The organism is Syntrophotalea carbinolica DSM 2380 (assembly GCF_000012885.1).
GTDB classification, from domain to species: Bacteria; Desulfobacterota; Desulfuromonadia; order Desulfuromonadales; family Syntrophotaleaceae; genus Syntrophotalea; species Syntrophotalea carbinolica.
The window spans coordinates 2,392,887-2,409,057 of sequence record NC_007498.2; the positions used below are offsets into that span (position 1 = coordinate 2,392,887).

Consider the following 16,171-nt stretch of genomic DNA (forward strand, 5'->3'; position numbering starts at 1 on the left):
CGGCGCCAAACCCCAGCAGCAGGGTCAGCAGGATGTAAAGTCCCCCAGCTTTGGTGAGTTTCAGGCGCGGGGCACCGGTACGCTGTCGACGATCGATCGCAACACCTCCGATTTCGACAAGGATTCGTGTTCCGGACGCAGAAGCAGGCGATGAGCGCCGACCGGTACCGCCAGCAACTGGACATCTTCGGGAATGACGTAATCGCGCCCGTCCAGATATGCGGCGGCACGGGCAGCGGCCGCCAGATTGAGGCCGCCACGAGTCGACAGGCCGGAAATCAGGTAGGGGTGTTCGCGGGTCTTGGCTACCAGGGCAAAAATATAATCGACCAGCTTATTTCCGAGCTGCACCTCGCGCACTTTCCGGCGGGCGGTTAACAACTCGTCGTGACTCAAAAGCGAATCCAGATGGCGGATCTGATCGTGGAGACCGCCGTTGCGGATGATCTCCTTCTCGAGATTCTCAGGCGGATAACCGACCCCGGTAACGAGCAGGAAACGGTCGAGTTGGGATTCGGGCAGCGGATAGGTGCCGATCTGCTCCACCGGATTCTGGGTGGCGATGACTAAGAACGGATCCGGCAGCGGGTGGGTGGTCCCTTCTACCGTCACCCGCCGCTCCTCCATGGCCTCGAGCATGGCGCTCTGGGTTTTCGGCATGGCGCGATTGATTTCGTCGGCAAGCAGGATGTTGTTGAAAATCGGGCCCTTGATAAAGCGGAACTGACCGCTGTCGCGATCGTAAATGGACAGACCGGTAATATCCGAAGGCAGCAGGTCGCTGGTACACTGAACGCGGCCGAACGACAAGCCCAGAACCGAGGCAAGCGCCAAAGCCAGAGTGGTTTTTCCCAGTCCGGGTAAATCCTCTATCAGCACATGCCCGCCGGCCAACAGGGCAATAAAGGACAGGCGCAAAGCCCGCTCCTTGCCTTGCAGGATTTCGCTGTCGAGAGTCTGTAAAACCTTACGAATAGGACAAGAGGGTTCTCGGGTCATGGTATCCAATTTCTCTGCGGGTCAAGAATTATAGCCATAATGGCTGACGGCTGAAAACATCAGCACATCAAGGCACTGAAGAATTCTGCCACTATCCCTGATTTCTATCTGAAAACATCACAGAATCCAACTTTTCCTCGACAGACCTCCTCAAAATCGGCCTTCGATACGGAAACGTTTTCACACCGACTTTGGTACGTCCCAAGAATGCGATTGTATTGCTCGACTCTCTTCTCATGTTTATCCAAAGCTAGATTATAGACATGGACAAATTTATTTCTATTATGCTTTTGCTTATTATACTCGTTTATTAAATTATTTCTTTTGGCGCCTATCGTTGTGGATATTTGGCTACGAAGATATTTCATTTTTCTGCCGAATGAATTAGCCATCGCTTCCGCTTCATCCAATACAGACTCAAGTCTGTTTATATTACCCTCTTTTTCCTCGAGTTTATCGTAATAATTTATGCACTTCTTTAATTCGGATTTGGAAATACTTGTATTTTGGGCCACCGACAAGCTTGGAGAAAGCAATATCGCCATAACAATTGCTACAACTATTTCAGTTTTCATCACACAACCTTCAGGATTTAAAGCAAAGGCTTGTTGCCTGCATGCCAAGTTACCGCCGTCGATCGGATTACCAATCAATCGTCACCACCAGAATGTCCTGATAAGACCCCGCCCGCAGGTTCTGTCTTGCCGGAATCCGGCCGTAGATCGGCACATTAAGCGGCGAGGTCCGATCGATCATGCCGACATAGGTCGATGAGCCGCCGGTTCCATCGCCCCAGACGGCCGTTCTGGACGCATCGACAAACAGATAGTAATCCATACGATCACTCCCGCCGATCCGTCGCATCTGCCTCGGAGAGAAACTGTTCGCTGCGCCTCGACTGATGGAAATGGTGACGGGCATCCGTTTTTTTTCGGGATTGTTGCACGAAACGGAAATTCTGCCGGTCGTATCCAGAGAGAAAGAAGAGAAAACGTCATAGGCACCGAAACTGACGGGCGTGGTGGTCACCTCACAGTGAAACGCATAAGCGTCGACGGCAAACAGCAGCACAATGATGGTCAAAACAGGCAACAGGGTTTTCATCCCGTCCATCCTCCTTATAAATAAGCCAGGCAGACTTATTCCGGCATATCGCTTCCTGGAGTTCATTCAATGCATCTCCTCAATGATCACTTGCCCAAGATCGATGAAAGGGTCGTCGGTATCGGGAATGGTCAGACAAAACGCCCGCCGGCGTCCCTCATAGCGAATCGCGGCCTGATAGGTTCCCGGCTCAAGAAAACTGTTCTCGGACTCGGAGGCAAAAGAACAGCCGGTTTCCTCGGACGCCAATATCCCTTTGAGAGCCTCCGACTGAGTCAGGTCGATATCGAATTCGCCCCCCGACCCGGTAGGAAAAACAAAGGTCCTGTCTTTAACCGTGCAGGTAACTTCCAAAAATTCGACCGGCCGCAACTCGCCGTTGACCCGTATTGCCAGTTGGCCGAAGATCGGCTGCATCCTCTTGACCACAAACGGGATACACGAACCACTGCGCAAAGGCGGCGAAACAAGTTTCTCGACCCTGGAGAGATAGTAATCCATGGGAATATCCCTGGCCTCGATTCCAATTTGATTTTGTGTGTACGACCCCAGGTTCGGAACGAACAGATTGCCTGAAGCGTCCGTCTCTCCGACCTCTTCGGAATTGAGTCGAATCCTCACCCCTTCGACGTCGCCGACATGCACAAGGCCGAAACTGTCATACACGGGCCGGGTCGCGCCAAAAGTCCCGCCGACATAGACCAGAGCGCCAGCCACCGACAGTTGGTACTGACTCTCCCGTTGGTCCTCGGTGATCCGCTCTTCGTAGCCCCCCTCATAGATGCCGTAACGACCGTTGTATTGCAAGTGCGGGTTGACCTGCCAGGTCGTCCCGCTATCGGCTTCGGATCGCTTGACACGGGCCCGATAACTGAGGCCCTCGCCAACCGGGGGGTTTTTCTGCACGGAGAGTATGGCATCCTTGCTGTCTTGGGTCTGCTCGTACCGGCTCGAAACGAAAAGACCGCGCTTTGGCGTAAAATTGAGCGCAATGAGAAACTCATCCGCATCATCGCCGTCTTCCCGGACCTTCCGGTAGGTGGTCGAAACGGAAACCTGCGACGTAATACTGCGGGTATAGCTGACCGAGCCCTGATCCCTGTCATCCCCTGCGTATTGCCTGATCGCGGCAAAATCCAACGACAGGGTGCCGAGCAAGCGATTGCCGTAACTTACTCCGCAAGAGGCACTGTACCTGGTCTTGTCATCCGTCTGCGTATCGGCAACATTCCTGTAATCCCGGGTATAGCCGGCCAGCGAAAGATTAAATCCGAAGTGCAATCCCTGGTAAGCGTAGCTGGCGATCCCCGCCCCGCCGTTGCCGGAATGCTTATCGACACTGCCCGACAGAGACAAAGAGCAGATACCGGCCCGGGCCATGGTAAAAGTCAACTCCGGCCCCAGATTGAAAAAATCGCTCTTACCTTCCCCGTGAACGCCCACGGTCAGCGATTCGCTTACACCATAGCGATGAAAGGCGGAGAAAACAAGCTTGCCATAGCGATTCCCCCGACTGCCGTAATCCTCGCGGGTAAAACCCAGGTTATAACTGTATTCATGAAACCCTTCTTTAAGCAGCGCGGTATCCGCATAATAAAACGGATAGTTCAGGCGCTGCTCCCTTCCGAAGGCATCCCGCAGCACCACATCAACCTTGCCAGCCGCGCCATACGGGGTGAGGTTTCTCAGCTCGAACTCCCCCGGGGAGAGCTTTTCCGTTTTTATCAGCATGTCGTTGAGATAGATTTTTGCTTCGGATGGTAAGGCCGTCTGACCGGAAAAATGGAGGGTCGGATAATAAACGTAATAGGGATCCATGCGATAGACTTTGCGCAGACTGAGTCCGCCGACATTGACACTACTGCCCAGCTCCCCCGATGAGGCGAAAAAATCCCCGACTATGAACCGTCGCAGCGTGCTTCGGTCATCGTGGGTGTACCGGGTCTGCAAACGTATGAATTTGTCCTGATTTTGATCCCGTATGAAAACGGCATCGGAAAGGATCAGCGCTTTACCGGTCCGCAATCCGACTTCGCTGGTTAAATTGAAGCTGGAAAAGGTGAATCCATCGGCGGCCCGATAATCTGCGCCGTAGTTGAGAAACAGGCTGGTATCGTGCGGATAATAGACCTTCTCTTTGCGCTTTGTTTTAAAGTCGATGATTTTTCTACCGAGCAGCGCAGGTTCCGCCGTCAGTTCAAGGGATAAGGTCGCCTCGTCGAAACGATACGTCAAACCGGGTATGGAGCGCAGCGCGAGTTGCGATCCTTCCACCGCTTTCGCCATCAGGTCGCGTGGCAACCTGACCCCGATATCTTCCAGATCTTCGATGGCAACCAGAAAGTCGCCATTTTCCATCTTTGCGACGAAGAAGTCCCCTTTTTGCTCCTGATTCAGAACAATTCTGACGATAAGCTGCTCAGCGGAAGCCGCGGCGGCATCTACCCAGGCACATTGCGCTGCAACCAGCAGAACAACGACCATGCAGCACATGGGAATCGAAAATCCCGGCAGGCCGACAATGCGAAAAAAAAACCGCAATTTATGGCTGACATTGCGCCTTGTCCACATCCATAGACCTATTTATCGTAATATCGGAATCGGTAACTACAGAGATATCGAGTTGCTCGCTTGCGAGGCATTTTTCGGCAGGAACCGCCAACGAATATTGACGGCGAGCCCCGGCCAGCAGATACCAGCCGTTGAGTTTCTCGGAAAAGGTTTCACGGCCCGCCTGATCCGTACCCTTGACCGTTATATCGGTGATTCTGAAATGGGTGTTGCCGGTATTGGCGACCACGGCGCTGAGTTCCCCTTTTTCCAGGGTTGCGGAAACCAGTTCGCCGGCCGGCTCCTCCTTGAGGGGCTTGACGAACACCGGGATACCGAAACGAATCACCACCGTCAACTGGGTGGCGTCCGAAGTATCGGCTTTGGCTTGAGGAATCTCCTCCAGAAACAACCGATAAGTTTTTTCCCTGGATCTTGCCGGAGCTTTTATCCCGGCGCGGATGATCTTCTGTTCGCCTTTATGCAGCATGAGAATCCTGGGGAAAAAGATCAGATCCCCGGTCTCTTCATAAACATCTTTTCCATCGGCATCCTGGGTCCAGACCATCGCCTTGCCCTGCAGGTTCACCGTGTCTTCGCCGTCGTTCAGAACCGTGATGACACAACTTGCCGCCCGCTGGTCCAGCGTAATGCGAACCGGCGCGACCCGCCATTGACCGGCATGCCCAACGGATGAAAAAACCAGCGAAAAAAGCAATACGGCGCAAGAAAAAATACAGGAAAAAAAAGATACAGCAAAATGATTTCTATCGTGGCCAGCCATTAAATCCATGTCTCCTGTTTATACCTACCGGAATTGATCGTAAAAATGCATACCCTATCAACTCCCTGGTCTAAAAGCAAACCTTGCGCAGCATTATCCGATTGTCAAAAATCTGCAAAACAGGTTTTTAAGGATTGATCTCGACCCTGACAGTATCCACATAGGAACCCGCCGGAGCAAATCGATAATCGCTGCCCTGAATATGCGCCGTGACCGGGACACTCACCGCTCCAAAAAAACCCACCACACCGCTGCCGCTGGTGGGCAAATCCAGGGTGTAGGGGATGGAATTGGCGCCATTTTCGAGATAGAGGGGCGATGGGGTCAGCTGGGTAACACCCACCGTAAAATTGCTGGAAAAACCAAAACATGTGACATTGACACTACCGGTGGCCTGAACATTTTGCGGATCAAGCGGATCGAGGGCGCCGAAAGCGATGTCCTCCGTTCCCGAAACCCAGCAGGCTCCCCAACTCGTAATATAAGCGGAGACAGCCAGGTTTCCACTGGATGCGGCATGTCCCGGAACGGCAACCGCCAGAACGAGGATCATGAATATCAGGACTCTGCGTAGCGCCATCGAAAATCCATGCATTGGAAAAGGGGAAGACGAAAAATGCATGCGAGGACGCCCGCCGAAGGGACCGTCCTCGCATGCGACAAGTCACAACAACTAAGGATTGACCGACAACAAAATCGTATCGGTATACGTGCCGGCCGTTGCCGTGTTATAGGAGTTCGCAGCGATGGTACCGTCGATGGTAACCCCAACAGCTGCACCGGTACCGGTACCGCCTGCAGGAATGCTGACCGAATAAGGGATAGTGCTGGTACCGTTGTCCAGGTACTTCTGACCCGCGACGGCGTGATCACCATCATCCCCGGACAGGGTATAGGCGGTACCGTTGGTGCAGGTTACGGTTACGGCAGTTGAAGACGCTGTAACTTCCACCGCATTGGTGGGATCCAGATTACCGAAAGCCAGGGTGCCACCGGTCATGCTGCAGGAAGAAATGACTGTTGCGGTAACGTCGAGATCCGCGGTATCCGCCGCCATGGCTGTTCCCGCCACAACCGTAAATGCTGCTGCTAAAGCGATTGCTACAATTTTTTTCATGTTGTTGCCTCCTTGATGTTGATTGATTGTTTGTTAAAGTTACCAGGTTAAAAATTCTCAGTTTTCACTACGAGCCGACAAAAACCTTATAAATTAAAGGCTTGTATAAACCAAAACCTGCATCTATAAGATCCACCCTGCGCGGCAGTTTTACTCCATGCCCCATCGGCAAACCGCTACGCCACCGCTGTCTATGTCCATTGCGTAAAAAAAAACGTCCATCCCGACAATGGAGATGAACGCTTATAAATCAAATATCCGAAAATATTCGAGTTGCCCCTCCTCCATCAGCTCTTCGGTAGCCCGGCTATCCGTGGTTTCCCACGCACCCGCAGCTTTGCGTCACTGGATTACTCCAGTTTTGCCCTTATCGGAATCAGGTCTGTATTTATCTTCTAAAAAACCTTCTGTATCCATCCATGGTTACCGCCCTGACACTATGGATGGTTCGCATTGCCCTCCCTGGCTTTAAAAAAAACCGAAAAAAATGATCCGTTTCACAATATAGAAACGCCCGCCTTCAACCGAAAGCGGGCGTTAATCGTCAGACAAATACAGAAACAGCTGACAATCACACTCTCTTCGGCAGACCGGCCATCCGCTCTTTAAAAGCGAACCCGTGACTTTGCGACACCAGAAGAATCTGGCTGTGCTCTTATCGGAGAGTACTGCTTTTTGCTATCTACATCTCAATCCTGAGAACAGGTTCGATTGAGAGATTATTAACTTAAGCGAAAGATATGCCAAAACCGTGACAAATGATAAAAATACACCAACAAAGAACTTTCCCTTCTATTTACAGATACTTACAAAAGAAACCTAAAAATGAGAAAATGTATCGATGAAATAAATGGGGCATTTTGTGTCACACCGCGGGACAAAAATGGTCAGGCGAAGGGAAAAATAGCAGGGCTTAAAAAAAAAATCAACACAATTTACAAAATACCTACATGGGAGTAACCGCAACGGTCAGCGGCCAGGGATACACACCTGCGTGAATTTCATCAGAAAGGATAAACCGGTAACTGAGCTGCATACTGACCATCCTGGCATCCATCGACATGGGGACAACGCCCGAGCCACCGCCGAAAACCGCCGGTTTCCCCAACCCGTCCACGCGCACCTGCTTAACGGCCGACTCGAAACACTCAAAGGAAAGATAATAACCATCCCTGGAATTGCTTCGTACCTCGATAGAGGATCCCTCCGACACATCAATATACCCGCGGGAAATATCCGCTTCAGTAACCCGCAGAACCTGGGAACGATTGGATACTTTCAAAGCGGCAAAGGGTAAAACGGTGGCACTGACCCTCAGTTCGGCACCGCCCGACCGGGAAGCGGGGATTTTTCCTGCATCGGCATCGTGGACGGCGGTAAACGCCAGAATAGCGCTCAGTACGGCTGTCAATAACTTCTGCTGAAGGCAGATTCCCTGTTTGACCTGCCGGAGCTGGACATACCCTTCATCGACAAGGATCTCGCCAAGTTTTTTCCTGGAGATTTTCTGTTTTTTCAGCGCGTCCTGCAGCTGACCACGTGAAAGGTGCCCTGCCGAAACAAGAATATCGCCGAGGCGGAGCGGTCCGGCAGCCATTTCCGTCGCACCTTGCACGCGCTGAAAATCGAGCAGGGCGTCAAGCTGCCGCTTGCTCAAAAAACCAAGCCGCACAAACACGTCACCGAGTTTTTCGCCGGTCCTTTTCTGCTCGGCGAGAGCCTCTTCCAACTGCGCTTCGTTGATGTGCCCGGCCTGCAAAAGCAGGGCCCCCAGCATACGGCGCATACCGGCCGCCATCTTGACCGCATCTTTGAGACTGGCAAGATGATCCTGTACCGAAAGCGCCACCTTGAGATCGGCAGGGTCGACCACTCCCATTCGGGTAAGCACCTGGCCTAGAAGTTCATTGGTCGACTTCTGTTCTTCGAGCGCACGATGAAGGTCGCGTGAAGAAACGAAACCTCCATCCACCAGAATCTGGCCAATAAACCGTCCTGCTTTTATCCGCAATGCCATGATATCCCTTAAACTTTTTCAAGCCATTGTCAAAGTCCTGATCGACAGGTAGAAACACTCTCCACTGTCATCATGTACCCGCAACTGCCACCGTAAGGCTCGGCACATCAGGATCCTGAATATACACCCGCCATCCACCATATCGGCATTCAGAAATAATTCTTTAGATAAAAATACAAAATCAGCAAATTTTTTCAGTTTACGACAGAAGGGGTGGTAACACGGCCATGTTAAAAAACAAGGCGTGTTTCGATTAACGCAGGTCTGCCCATATCGCCTCGTCAAAGTAGCCGGACAGCCAGAAAAACACCGAGCATGGCGACAGCCAGGGCCATTTTAGCAGCGGTGCCCACGGCCAGGCCGATGACCGCACCGATTCCCGCGCGACTGGCAGCTTGCAGATCGGCGCGCGCAGTCAACTCACCAGCCATGGCACCGAAAAAAGGCCCCAGAAGCAGGCCCGGCAGGCCGAAAAAAAGGCCGACCAAAGCCCCGATGGCCGCACCGGCCATGGCCCTGGTGGATGCTCCGAAATGCCTTGCGCCAAAAGCCCCGGCGATAAAATCAGCCACAACGGCCAGCAGAGCCAGAACGCCCAGCAGGGCCAGGGTGCGCCAGCCCACATAAAGAAAATCCTCCGCCCAGGCGGCGCACAGCAGCCCTGCGAAAAGCAGCGGTGGCCCCGGCAGCGCCGGTAACAGCAGCCCGGCAAACCCCGACAACACCAGCAGTCCGGCCAGACTCCATAAAACAATGGTCATTCTGCAATATCCCCTAAAAACAATTATGACGCCTTGCGGCATTCAGCGATACAAGCGAAGAATGCCGATTGATGGCGGCAGTATCCCGAACCAGCGCCCAGCCCCCTTGCATACACCTTGGACTTTCACTGCCCAGGCAGCACTTCAGACGATGGCCCAGGACTCATTCTGCCTGCAACGATGCAATAAACGCATCGGCTTGGGCGATAGCCCGCTCCATGTCACGAACCAGGCTGTCGACATTCGTCTGGACACTGGCAAGTTCGTTGCTCAAACCGGCAATGGCCCTGGCATTGAGGTTGTGTTTCATGAACAGAACCTGATCGCGTAAAGGAACCAACACCGGTTCCAACCTGGCCTCGGCCCGCTTCATCGCGGAGATCAGTTCGGTGTACTTTTTCCGTGTCAGGTCGTACTTTCGCTGACTGGAACTGCGCAGCGTATCACTGGAATATTGCTCAATCTCCGTTCGCCATTCCTTGAATAGCGCCTGGGAAACATCCTCGACCGCAGCAATACGGCGGCGCACTTCAGCGGCCCTGGCCTCGCTGTCCTGCAACGTGCTGTTGAATCGGTTGTATTCTTTCTCCAGATCCTCTCCCCGAAAATCAACCACGCTCTTGAACTGTTCCATGGCCGTCAGAAATTGCTGTTTCGCTTCATCCTGGGAATCCCGTGCCGCCTTGACACGATCCACCATGATCTCGCGCTTATGAATTCCCACCTTTTCCATAGCACCGTAGTACAGACTACTGCAGCCACCGAGGGCAAAGGCGATGAGGAAAACAGCAATCAGTCTCATGTTCACGAAGTTCTCCTGTTTTTCTGTTCGCACGTTTCGCCTGTTTCACCAGGCTGTCCATTAAAATCCGGCCGATGTCCCTATTTATTACGACAACGCCGCAACCGGCCACCCCCTTGCTATGCCTTACGGAAGACACCGAACTTGCGCAGGGCGAAGATCAGCAACACGGCACCTCCGATCGCGACCAGGAAGCGCAGAATGCCGCCGGTAGGCGACATGCCCAATATTCCGGCGATCCAGAAACCCAGCATCGACCCCACCACGCCCACCAGCACGTTGGCGACCAATCCCATCTGGGCATTGGTTTTCATGAGAATACTCGCCAGCCAACCGACAACTCCGCCAATAATCAGTGTGACAATCCAACCCATACGCCGACTCCTTGGTGAGTGGTTCAGATAGCGTCCGGCGCCTCCCGCCCTTATGGCCTGGCCGCGCCGCCCAACATTGCGAAACATAGCTTATATACTCTTCACTGAAACACAACAAAGGGGGATGTCAATCCAGGCCCGCCTTGTTTCGGGGCGCAAATCGCGACAGATATCTTACCCTCGAAGACCGCAAGGATGCCATCCCCTGCCTGCCATTACAGAAAACCCGGCCGGTCGCAACGCCCACGGATGGCGATGCCGATCCGGGAGTTTTTCCTTCTCCCGCATGCTGAGGATGGCTTGCTCTGCGGGACCTGGCCTTTATACTGAAGAGATCATCCTCATCTCCCCGGAAAGGCCATGTCGAATATGCTGATCGTGTATGCCATTACCCTTTTTTCCAGCGCGTTTCTGCTCTTTTTGATCCAACCGATGGCAGGCAAAATGTTGCTGCCCCTCTACGGCGGCACCCCCGCAATCTGGAATGCCTGCATGGTCTTTTTTCAGGCGGCGTTGCTGTTTGGCTACGGCTATGCCCACTTGTCGGAGAAATACCTTGGCAGTCGCCGCCAGTCCGCACTGCACCTGCTGCTCATGCTCGGCGGCCTGCTCACCTTGCCTCTGGCCTTCAACAGCACCGCCCTTCCGCCGGCTGACAACGATCCGACGATTTTCCTGCTCTATCAGCTGACCCTTCGGATCGGCCTGCCTTTTTTTATCGTCTCCAGCAGCGCACCGATACTGCAACGCTGGTTTTCCCAAACCGACCACCCTGACGCTGAAGACCCTTATTTTCTTTATGCCGCGAGCAATTTTGGCAGCCTGCTGGCGCTGCTGGGCTATCCTCTGCTTGTCGAGCCATCGCTTTCGCTTGACGCGCAAAGCCGTGGGTGGTCAATGGGCTATATTGTACTGATCGCCATGGTAAGTGCCTGTCGACTGTGGCTCGTGTCACGGCGCAAAACAGCGACCGCGGCGGATAGAGAGACAGCCGCCGTAGCCCCGGCGGCTGTCCCCTCCCCCGCCTTGCGACGGCAACTGTTCTGGCTGTTCTGTGCCTTTATCCCCTCCAGCCTGATGCTGGGTACCACAACCTTCATAACCACCAATCTGGCTGCCATTCCCTTGCTGTGGGTTCTCCCGCTGGCCTTGTACCTGACAACTTTCATTCTCGTCTTTGCCCGAAAACAATGGCTGCCGCACGCCCTGCTGGTGCGCCTGATGCCTTTTGCAGCCATCGCCTTCGCACCGTTTTTTTCCTGTCCACCCGCCTGTCCGAGTTGATTCTTATCCCCTTGCACCTGGGGATGTTTTTTTTGGCCAGCCTGTTCTGCCATGGCGAACTTGCCGCAAGCCGTCCCCACCCCCGCCATCTCACAGGTTTTTATCTCTGGATGTCTGTCGGCGGCGTGCTGGGAGGTGTTTTCAATACCCTGTTGGCCCCTGTGCTGTTCGACCGAGTTATCGAGTACCCCCTTGGATTGCTGCTGGCCTGTCTGCTGTTACCACAGGTTACCATCGATAAATCCCGGATAAAGGCGCGTATCGGCGATATTATCGGCCCCGTTCTGCTCGCCGCCTTGGTCATCGGGCTGTCCCGATTCACCGAATCCCTGGCGCGAAATAATTATCATCCGGTCTTTTTTCTGCTGTTTGCCATAACCGGACTGGCCTGTTTCAGCTTCAAGGAAAGGCGCTGGCGTTTCGCCCTGGCCTTCGGCGTTTTACTGCTGACCATGGCGCATATGGCCGATCTGGTCAGGGGAAACCAGGTCTATGCTTCGCGCAATTTTTTCGGCGTCAAGCGGGTGGTGGCCAATGGAAATACGGGCATCCGTTACCTGTATCATGGCACCACGGTGCATGGATCCCAGTGGCTGGCTTCCGACCGCCGCGTCACACCTTTGACCTACTATCATCCAAGCGGCCCCGTAGGCGACATCTTCGTTGACTCCGATCCCGCCACAGACAAAAGCCACGTCGCCATAATCGGCCTCGGGGTCGGAGCCCTGGCCAGCTATGCCCATCCCGGGGAACATTTCACTTTTTATGAAATCGATCCCGAAGTCGAACGCATTGCCCGCAACAAAAGATTCTTCGGTTTTCTTGCCGGGACGCAAGGCTCGCTGGAGGTGGTTCTCGGTGACGGCCGGCTGTCGCTTGCACGGGCCAAACCGGGGGGATTCAACATCATTCTGCTGGACGCCTTCAGTTCCGACGCCATTCCGGTCCATCTGATAACCAGGGAGGCGGTCGCTCTCTATCTGAGCAAACTGCAGACGCAGGGTCTGTTGGTGTTTCACATCTCCAATCGGTATCTGAATCTCGAACCGCTGATGGCCGGTCTCGCCGAGGAATTCGGGTTGCGTTGTATAATCCGCAGGGATTCCGGCAACTCCCGGGATCCGAATCAGGCGGGCAAGCTGCCGTCCATTTATGCCGCCATGGGCCGCCCCGGTTCCGCTATCCGGCACCTGGCAGACAATCCGCAGTGGCAACCGATCGGACCCGATACCCAACCGATTGTCTGGACCGACCGGTTTTCCAACCTGATCTTGCTGATGAAATGGTGAGAATCGTCCCAAGGATACGGGTTTATCAAGCGAACCCCCATAGTTTTATATCTCTTCCGGCCGATCAGGTATCTGACGGCCCAACCCGAGATCACTACACGACACCCCGAAAGGGAACCGGTCAGCGCCCCGCTCCGTTTCGAGGTGTAGAATGTTCCCTGAATCCTGGAGAAACTAGCCACTTCCCCTATAATGAAAAAGAGGCAGCTATTTGAACCGTTTGCAACTGGATTTCAACCATTTTGGAGAGGTCGCGGCTGTACCCCCCCGCCATCACCACCCCCACCGGAATAGTCGACTCCCGGCACTTGGACAAGACCGATTCATCCCGCCGACCGATGCCGGATCTGGTGAGCGCAAGCCTGCCGAGGCGATCGTTCTCATGCACATCGACGCCGGCCAGATAAATGGCAAGGTCGGGGCGCGATCTGGATAATGCAATATCCAGCGCCTCATCAAGCGCTCTCAGATAGGCTTCATCCCCCGTTCCGTCCGGCAATCCTACATCCAGATCACCGGGAATCTTGCAGTAGGGGAAGTTTTTTTCGCCGTGAATCGAAAAAGTAAAAATGGACGAATCCCCCGTTGTAGTTTCGGCCGTTCCATTCCCCTGGTGGACATCACAATCGATGACCAACACACGCCGAACCGATCCTTCGGCCTGCAGAGCCCGGGCCGCCACTACGACGTCGTTGTAAAGGCAGTAACCCTGACCGTGATCCGAACACGCGTGATGCGTACCGCCACCGAGCGACAGCCCCACACCGTCATCGAGCGCATGACGGCAGACGGCCACAGTCGCACCAGCCGTGTATTTTACGCGTTGCACCAGTTCCGGGGACCACGGCAGTCCAATCAGACGAATTTCCGCCTTGGTCAGCAGGCCATGTTCAAACCTGTGCAGATAATCGCCGGTGTGCGCACGATGTAAATCGGCATCGGAAACCGGCTCCGGCGTTCGCATGTTTTCAGGGGGGACCACATTTGCCGTCAGCACGCGTTGCCGCAGCATGCTGTATTTGGAGGCCGGAAACCGGTGCTTTTCGGGAAGAAAAAAAGTGTGTTGATCGAAATAATAAATTTTCATAAGTTCTGATCCGGTAATGCGTTTAGTCGGGGAGTGTTGTTAACATATTGACCGGAAAGGGTATCCCACACCGCCGGCCATTCTCCGAGCCCTTGCCCCGAGGCCACACCGGCGTGACGAAGGTGTCGCATCGATGATACTTGGCCGGAAAGACCAAGGGGGCTGAACAATATGCTTGCCCAGCCCCCTTGTTATCCGTCTCCAAAGATGTGAATGACAAAAATCAGTCTTCAGTCACCGAAGCCATTATTACATTCTCCGCAAAACCTTCATAAACGGAACCGACCTGCCTGGCCAATGAATCGGGGAAAACATGAAATTCACCTTTCTTTAATGCCTCGATGATGCCATTGGCAACAAGCGACGGCGGCTCCGCGATCTCTCCGTAACCGGTATCATTGAGCATCTCCGTATTGATCGGTCCCGCATGAACGCTGACCACATGGGTTCCCTGCGCGACGAGGGCCTCTCTCAATGCTTGGGTAATCGCATAGCAAGCGGCCTTGGAGGTACAGTAGGTAGCGATATTCGGCACTGTTTTCAAAGACCCCACCGAATTGAGTTGTACAAACGCGCCACCGCCGTTGGCTTTCAGTACCGGGGCAAAAGCCCGCGCGACGCGCATCAGGCCAAAAAGGTTGATATCCAACTCGAAAGCCAATGCCTCCATGGCACCCTCATCGAAAACCGAGGACATGCTTAAAACACCGGCATTGTTGATCACGACATCCACGTCTTGCGCGGCATTAGCCGCCTCGATGATCGTCTCTTCATCCGCCACATCAACCTTGATAGGAGCGACCTTGTCTCCGTATAAAGCAACCAGTGGAGCAACACTCTCCACGTTGCGCACGGCAGCATAGACCTTGGCAACTCCCTGTTTTATGAATTCCTCGGCGATGGCTTTGCCGATACCCCGATTGGCTCCGGTGATGAAGACCGTCTTGTTGTTAATATCGTAACCCACTGCATTTTCTCCTTGGTTGGTATCCGGTCGAGTGTGATTAGGCAAGCCGGCCATCTCTCCGGGGTTCCTTCATCAATAAAATCTTTTGCCTTGCTTTCGCCCTGAAAAGAGGAAAAACCGACCTGGCCCGCCCTCAATGTCTGAGACAAATCCATCAATTCATGACAAGCCCGCCATCGATCATTACGGACTGCCCCGTCATATAGTCGGAATCCTCCGAAACAAGATAGGCCACAAAGGCTGCTACATCATCAGCAGTCACAGCACGGCCAGCAGAGATAAGCTCTGAATATTGTTTCAGAGTCTTAGCATTCGGAAGATCCAGATCTTTCGCCATTTCCTGGTTGATAAGATCCCACATGGCAGTTTCTACGATACCAGGGCAGTATGCATTTACCTGAACGCCAAAAGGCCTCAATTCTTTAGCTAAGGCTTGAGTAAATCCACGCACGGCAAATTTGGTGGCGGTATAATGTGACAACATAGCGAGCCCCGTATGTGCTGCAATGCATGCGCAGTTGATGATCTTTCCACTTTTTTGCTCCACCATCTGCTTTGCAGCAGCTTGATTGCATAGAAATACGCCTTTAACGTTAACGGCAAAGATGTTGTCCCAGTCTTCATCCGTCAACTCAAGAGCTGATTTTACCTGGGCGATTCCAGCGTTGGCCACCATAGCGTCAAGTTGTCCAAACTCATCGACAACCTCGTCAACCATGTCATATACTTCTTTACGCTTGGTCACATCCGCAACGATCCCCAGTGACTTGCGTCCACAAGCCTCAACTTCCTTCACAACCTTATCAACATCTTCGGAATCGATATCGCTGACCACCACATCCGCTCCGTCTTTTGCAAGCCTGATGGCAATACCACGTCCTACACCACGACCAGCCCCTGTTACAATTGCCGTTGTGCCTTGTAATCTAAAGTGCCTCATATGGTCTCCTCACTAGTTTTCATCCGGAAACGGTTCTTTTCCCCAATCTCTGCGTCAATCTTCCCACTTGCTTGTGACTTGGGCCATCCCTGGCCC

General features: G+C 53.5%; 16 protein-coding genes and 2 riboswitches. Of the genes, 2 read left to right on the top strand and 14 right to left on the bottom strand.

Annotated features, from left to right (window positions below; translation table 11 throughout):
• Positions 1-60 precede the first annotated feature (60 nt).
• From PCAR_RS11300 to PCAR_RS11350, 11 genes are all read right to left on the bottom strand, one after another.
• Positions 61-999, bottom strand: coding sequence for an AAA family ATPase (locus PCAR_RS11300; RefSeq protein WP_011341806.1), 939 nt, complete (start codon positions 997-999; stop codon positions 61-63).
• Between the two features lie 104 nt (positions 1,000-1,103).
• Positions 1,104-1,652 (bottom strand): hypothetical protein, encoded by a 549-nt coding sequence (locus PCAR_RS11305; protein ID WP_148204336.1) that lies wholly within the window; start codon positions 1,650-1,652, stop codon positions 1,104-1,106.
• A complete protein-coding gene (locus tag PCAR_RS11310) occupies positions 1,642-2,103 on the bottom strand; it encodes a Csu type fimbrial protein (protein ID WP_011341808.1) in 462 nt (153 codons plus the stop codon). Before PCAR_RS11310 ends, PCAR_RS11305 begins: the two co-directional genes overlap by 11 nt.
• Positions 2,104-2,169: 66 nt before the next feature.
• On the bottom strand, positions 2,170-4,674 hold the full coding sequence (locus PCAR_RS11315) for a fimbria/pilus outer membrane usher protein (RefSeq protein ID WP_011341809.1): 2,505 nt from the start codon (positions 4,672-4,674) through the stop codon (positions 2,170-2,172).
• Positions 4,646-5,446 (bottom strand): fimbrial biogenesis chaperone, encoded by an 801-nt coding sequence (locus tag PCAR_RS11320; protein WP_081425061.1) that lies wholly within the window; start codon positions 5,444-5,446, stop codon positions 4,646-4,648. The genes PCAR_RS11315 and PCAR_RS11320 overlap by 29 nt, the downstream gene beginning before the upstream one ends.
• Positions 5,447-5,564: 118 nt before the next feature.
• On the bottom strand, positions 5,565-6,017 hold the full coding sequence (locus PCAR_RS11325; protein ID WP_041531362.1) for a spore coat protein U domain-containing protein: 453 nt from the start codon (positions 6,015-6,017) through the stop codon (positions 5,565-5,567).
• Between the two features lie 93 nt (positions 6,018-6,110).
• Positions 6,111-6,554 carry a spore coat protein U domain-containing protein gene (locus PCAR_RS11330; protein WP_011341812.1) on the bottom strand — a complete coding sequence of 148 codons (444 nt, stop codon included), beginning with the start codon at positions 6,552-6,554 and terminating at the stop codon, positions 6,111-6,113.
• Between the two features lie 294 nt (positions 6,555-6,848).
• Positions 6,849-6,930: riboswitch (cyclic di-GMP riboswitch) on the bottom strand.
• Positions 6,931-7,135: 205 nt separating this feature from the next.
• Positions 7,136-7,218, bottom strand: a riboswitch (cyclic di-GMP riboswitch).
• 282 nt (positions 7,219-7,500) lie between these two features.
• Entirely contained in the window at positions 7,501-8,571 is a 1,071-nt protein-coding gene (locus PCAR_RS11335; RefSeq protein ID WP_011341813.1) for a hypothetical protein, read from the bottom strand.
• Between the two features lie 281 nt (positions 8,572-8,852).
• Positions 8,853-9,332, bottom strand: a complete 480-nt coding sequence (locus tag PCAR_RS11340) for a DUF456 domain-containing protein (RefSeq protein ID WP_011341814.1) — start codon at positions 9,330-9,332, stop codon at positions 8,853-8,855.
• A 163-nt stretch (positions 9,333-9,495) separates the two neighbouring features.
• The gene (locus PCAR_RS11345; RefSeq protein ID WP_011341815.1) at positions 9,496-10,134 is read right to left on the bottom strand and encodes a DUF2959 domain-containing protein; all 639 of its coding nucleotides are present in this window, start codon (positions 10,132-10,134) and stop codon (positions 9,496-9,498) included.
• 119 nt (positions 10,135-10,253) lie between these two features.
• The gene (locus PCAR_RS11350) at positions 10,254-10,508 is read right to left on the bottom strand and encodes a GlsB/YeaQ/YmgE family stress response membrane protein (protein ID WP_011341816.1); all 255 of its coding nucleotides are present in this window, start codon (positions 10,506-10,508) and stop codon (positions 10,254-10,256) included.
• A gap of 360 nt (positions 10,509-10,868) precedes the next feature.
• Here PCAR_RS11350 and PCAR_RS17910 point away from each other — a divergent pair, with 360 nt between their 5' ends.
• Positions 10,869-11,792 carry a hypothetical protein gene (locus tag PCAR_RS17910; protein ID WP_052643406.1) on the top strand — a complete coding sequence of 308 codons (924 nt, stop codon included), beginning with the start codon at positions 10,869-10,871 and terminating at the stop codon, positions 11,790-11,792.
• Between the two features lie 32 nt (positions 11,793-11,824).
• Positions 11,825-13,081, top strand: a complete 1,257-nt coding sequence (locus PCAR_RS17915) for a fused MFS/spermidine synthase (protein WP_148204337.1) — start codon at positions 11,825-11,827, stop codon at positions 13,079-13,081.
• Positions 13,082-13,268: 187 nt separating this feature from the next.
• Here the strand turns inward: PCAR_RS17915 and PCAR_RS11360 are convergent, their stop codons facing one another.
• The 3 genes from PCAR_RS11360 to PCAR_RS11370 all read right to left on the bottom strand — a co-directional run bounded on the left by PCAR_RS11360 (position 13,269) and on the right by PCAR_RS11370 (position 16,075).
• Positions 13,269-14,168, bottom strand: a complete 900-nt coding sequence (locus PCAR_RS11360; protein ID WP_011341817.1) for a histone deacetylase family protein — start codon at positions 14,166-14,168, stop codon at positions 13,269-13,271.
• 223 nt (positions 14,169-14,391) lie between these two features.
• Positions 14,392-15,135: an SDR family oxidoreductase gene (locus tag PCAR_RS11365; protein ID WP_011341818.1), complete on the bottom strand. Its 744-nt coding sequence runs from the start codon at positions 15,133-15,135 to the stop codon at positions 14,392-14,394.
• Positions 15,136-15,289: 154 nt separating this feature from the next.
• Entirely contained in the window at positions 15,290-16,075 is a 786-nt protein-coding gene (locus PCAR_RS11370; RefSeq protein WP_011341819.1) for a glucose 1-dehydrogenase, read from the bottom strand.
• Between the last annotated feature and the right edge of the window lie 96 nt (positions 16,076-16,171).

Bases quoted from the DNA above. Each gene is read 5' to 3' on its own strand.
- PCAR_RS11300 (WP_011341806.1), bottom strand. From the start codon at position 999: ATGACCCGAGAACCCTCTTGTCCTATTCGTAAGGTTTTACAGACTCTC.
- PCAR_RS11310 (WP_011341808.1), bottom strand. From the start codon at position 2,103: ATGAAAACCCTGTTGCCTGTTTTGACCATCATTGTGCTGCTGTTTGCC.
- PCAR_RS11315 (WP_011341809.1), bottom strand. From the start codon at position 4,674: ATGTGGACAAGGCGCAATGTCAGCCATAAATTGCGGTTTTTTTTTCGC.
- PCAR_RS11320 (WP_081425061.1), bottom strand. From the start codon at position 5,446: ATGGATTTAATGGCTGGCCACGATAGAAATCATTTTGCTGTATCTTTT.
- PCAR_RS11325 (WP_041531362.1), bottom strand. From the start codon at position 6,017: ATGGCGCTACGCAGAGTCCTGATATTCATGATCCTCGTTCTGGCGGTT.
- PCAR_RS11330 (WP_011341812.1), bottom strand. From the start codon at position 6,554: ATGAAAAAAATTGTAGCAATCGCTTTAGCAGCAGCATTTACGGTTGTG.
- PCAR_RS11335 (WP_011341813.1), bottom strand. From the start codon at position 8,571: ATGGCATTGCGGATAAAAGCAGGACGGTTTATTGGCCAGATTCTGGTG.
- PCAR_RS11340 (WP_011341814.1), bottom strand. From the start codon at position 9,332: ATGACCATTGTTTTATGGAGTCTGGCCGGACTGCTGGTGTTGTCGGGG.
- PCAR_RS11345 (WP_011341815.1), bottom strand. From the start codon at position 10,134: ATGAGACTGATTGCTGTTTTCCTCATCGCCTTTGCCCTCGGTGGCTGC.
- PCAR_RS11350 (WP_011341816.1), bottom strand. From the start codon at position 10,508: ATGGGTTGGATTGTCACACTGATTATTGGCGGAGTTGTCGGTTGGCTG.
- PCAR_RS17910 (WP_052643406.1), top strand. From the start codon at position 10,869: ATGTCGAATATGCTGATCGTGTATGCCATTACCCTTTTTTCCAGCGCG.
- PCAR_RS11360 (WP_011341817.1), bottom strand. From the start codon at position 14,168: ATGAAAATTTATTATTTCGATCAACACACTTTTTTTCTTCCCGAAAAG.
- PCAR_RS11370 (WP_011341819.1), bottom strand. From the start codon at position 16,075: ATGAGGCACTTTAGATTACAAGGCACAACGGCAATTGTAACAGGGGCT.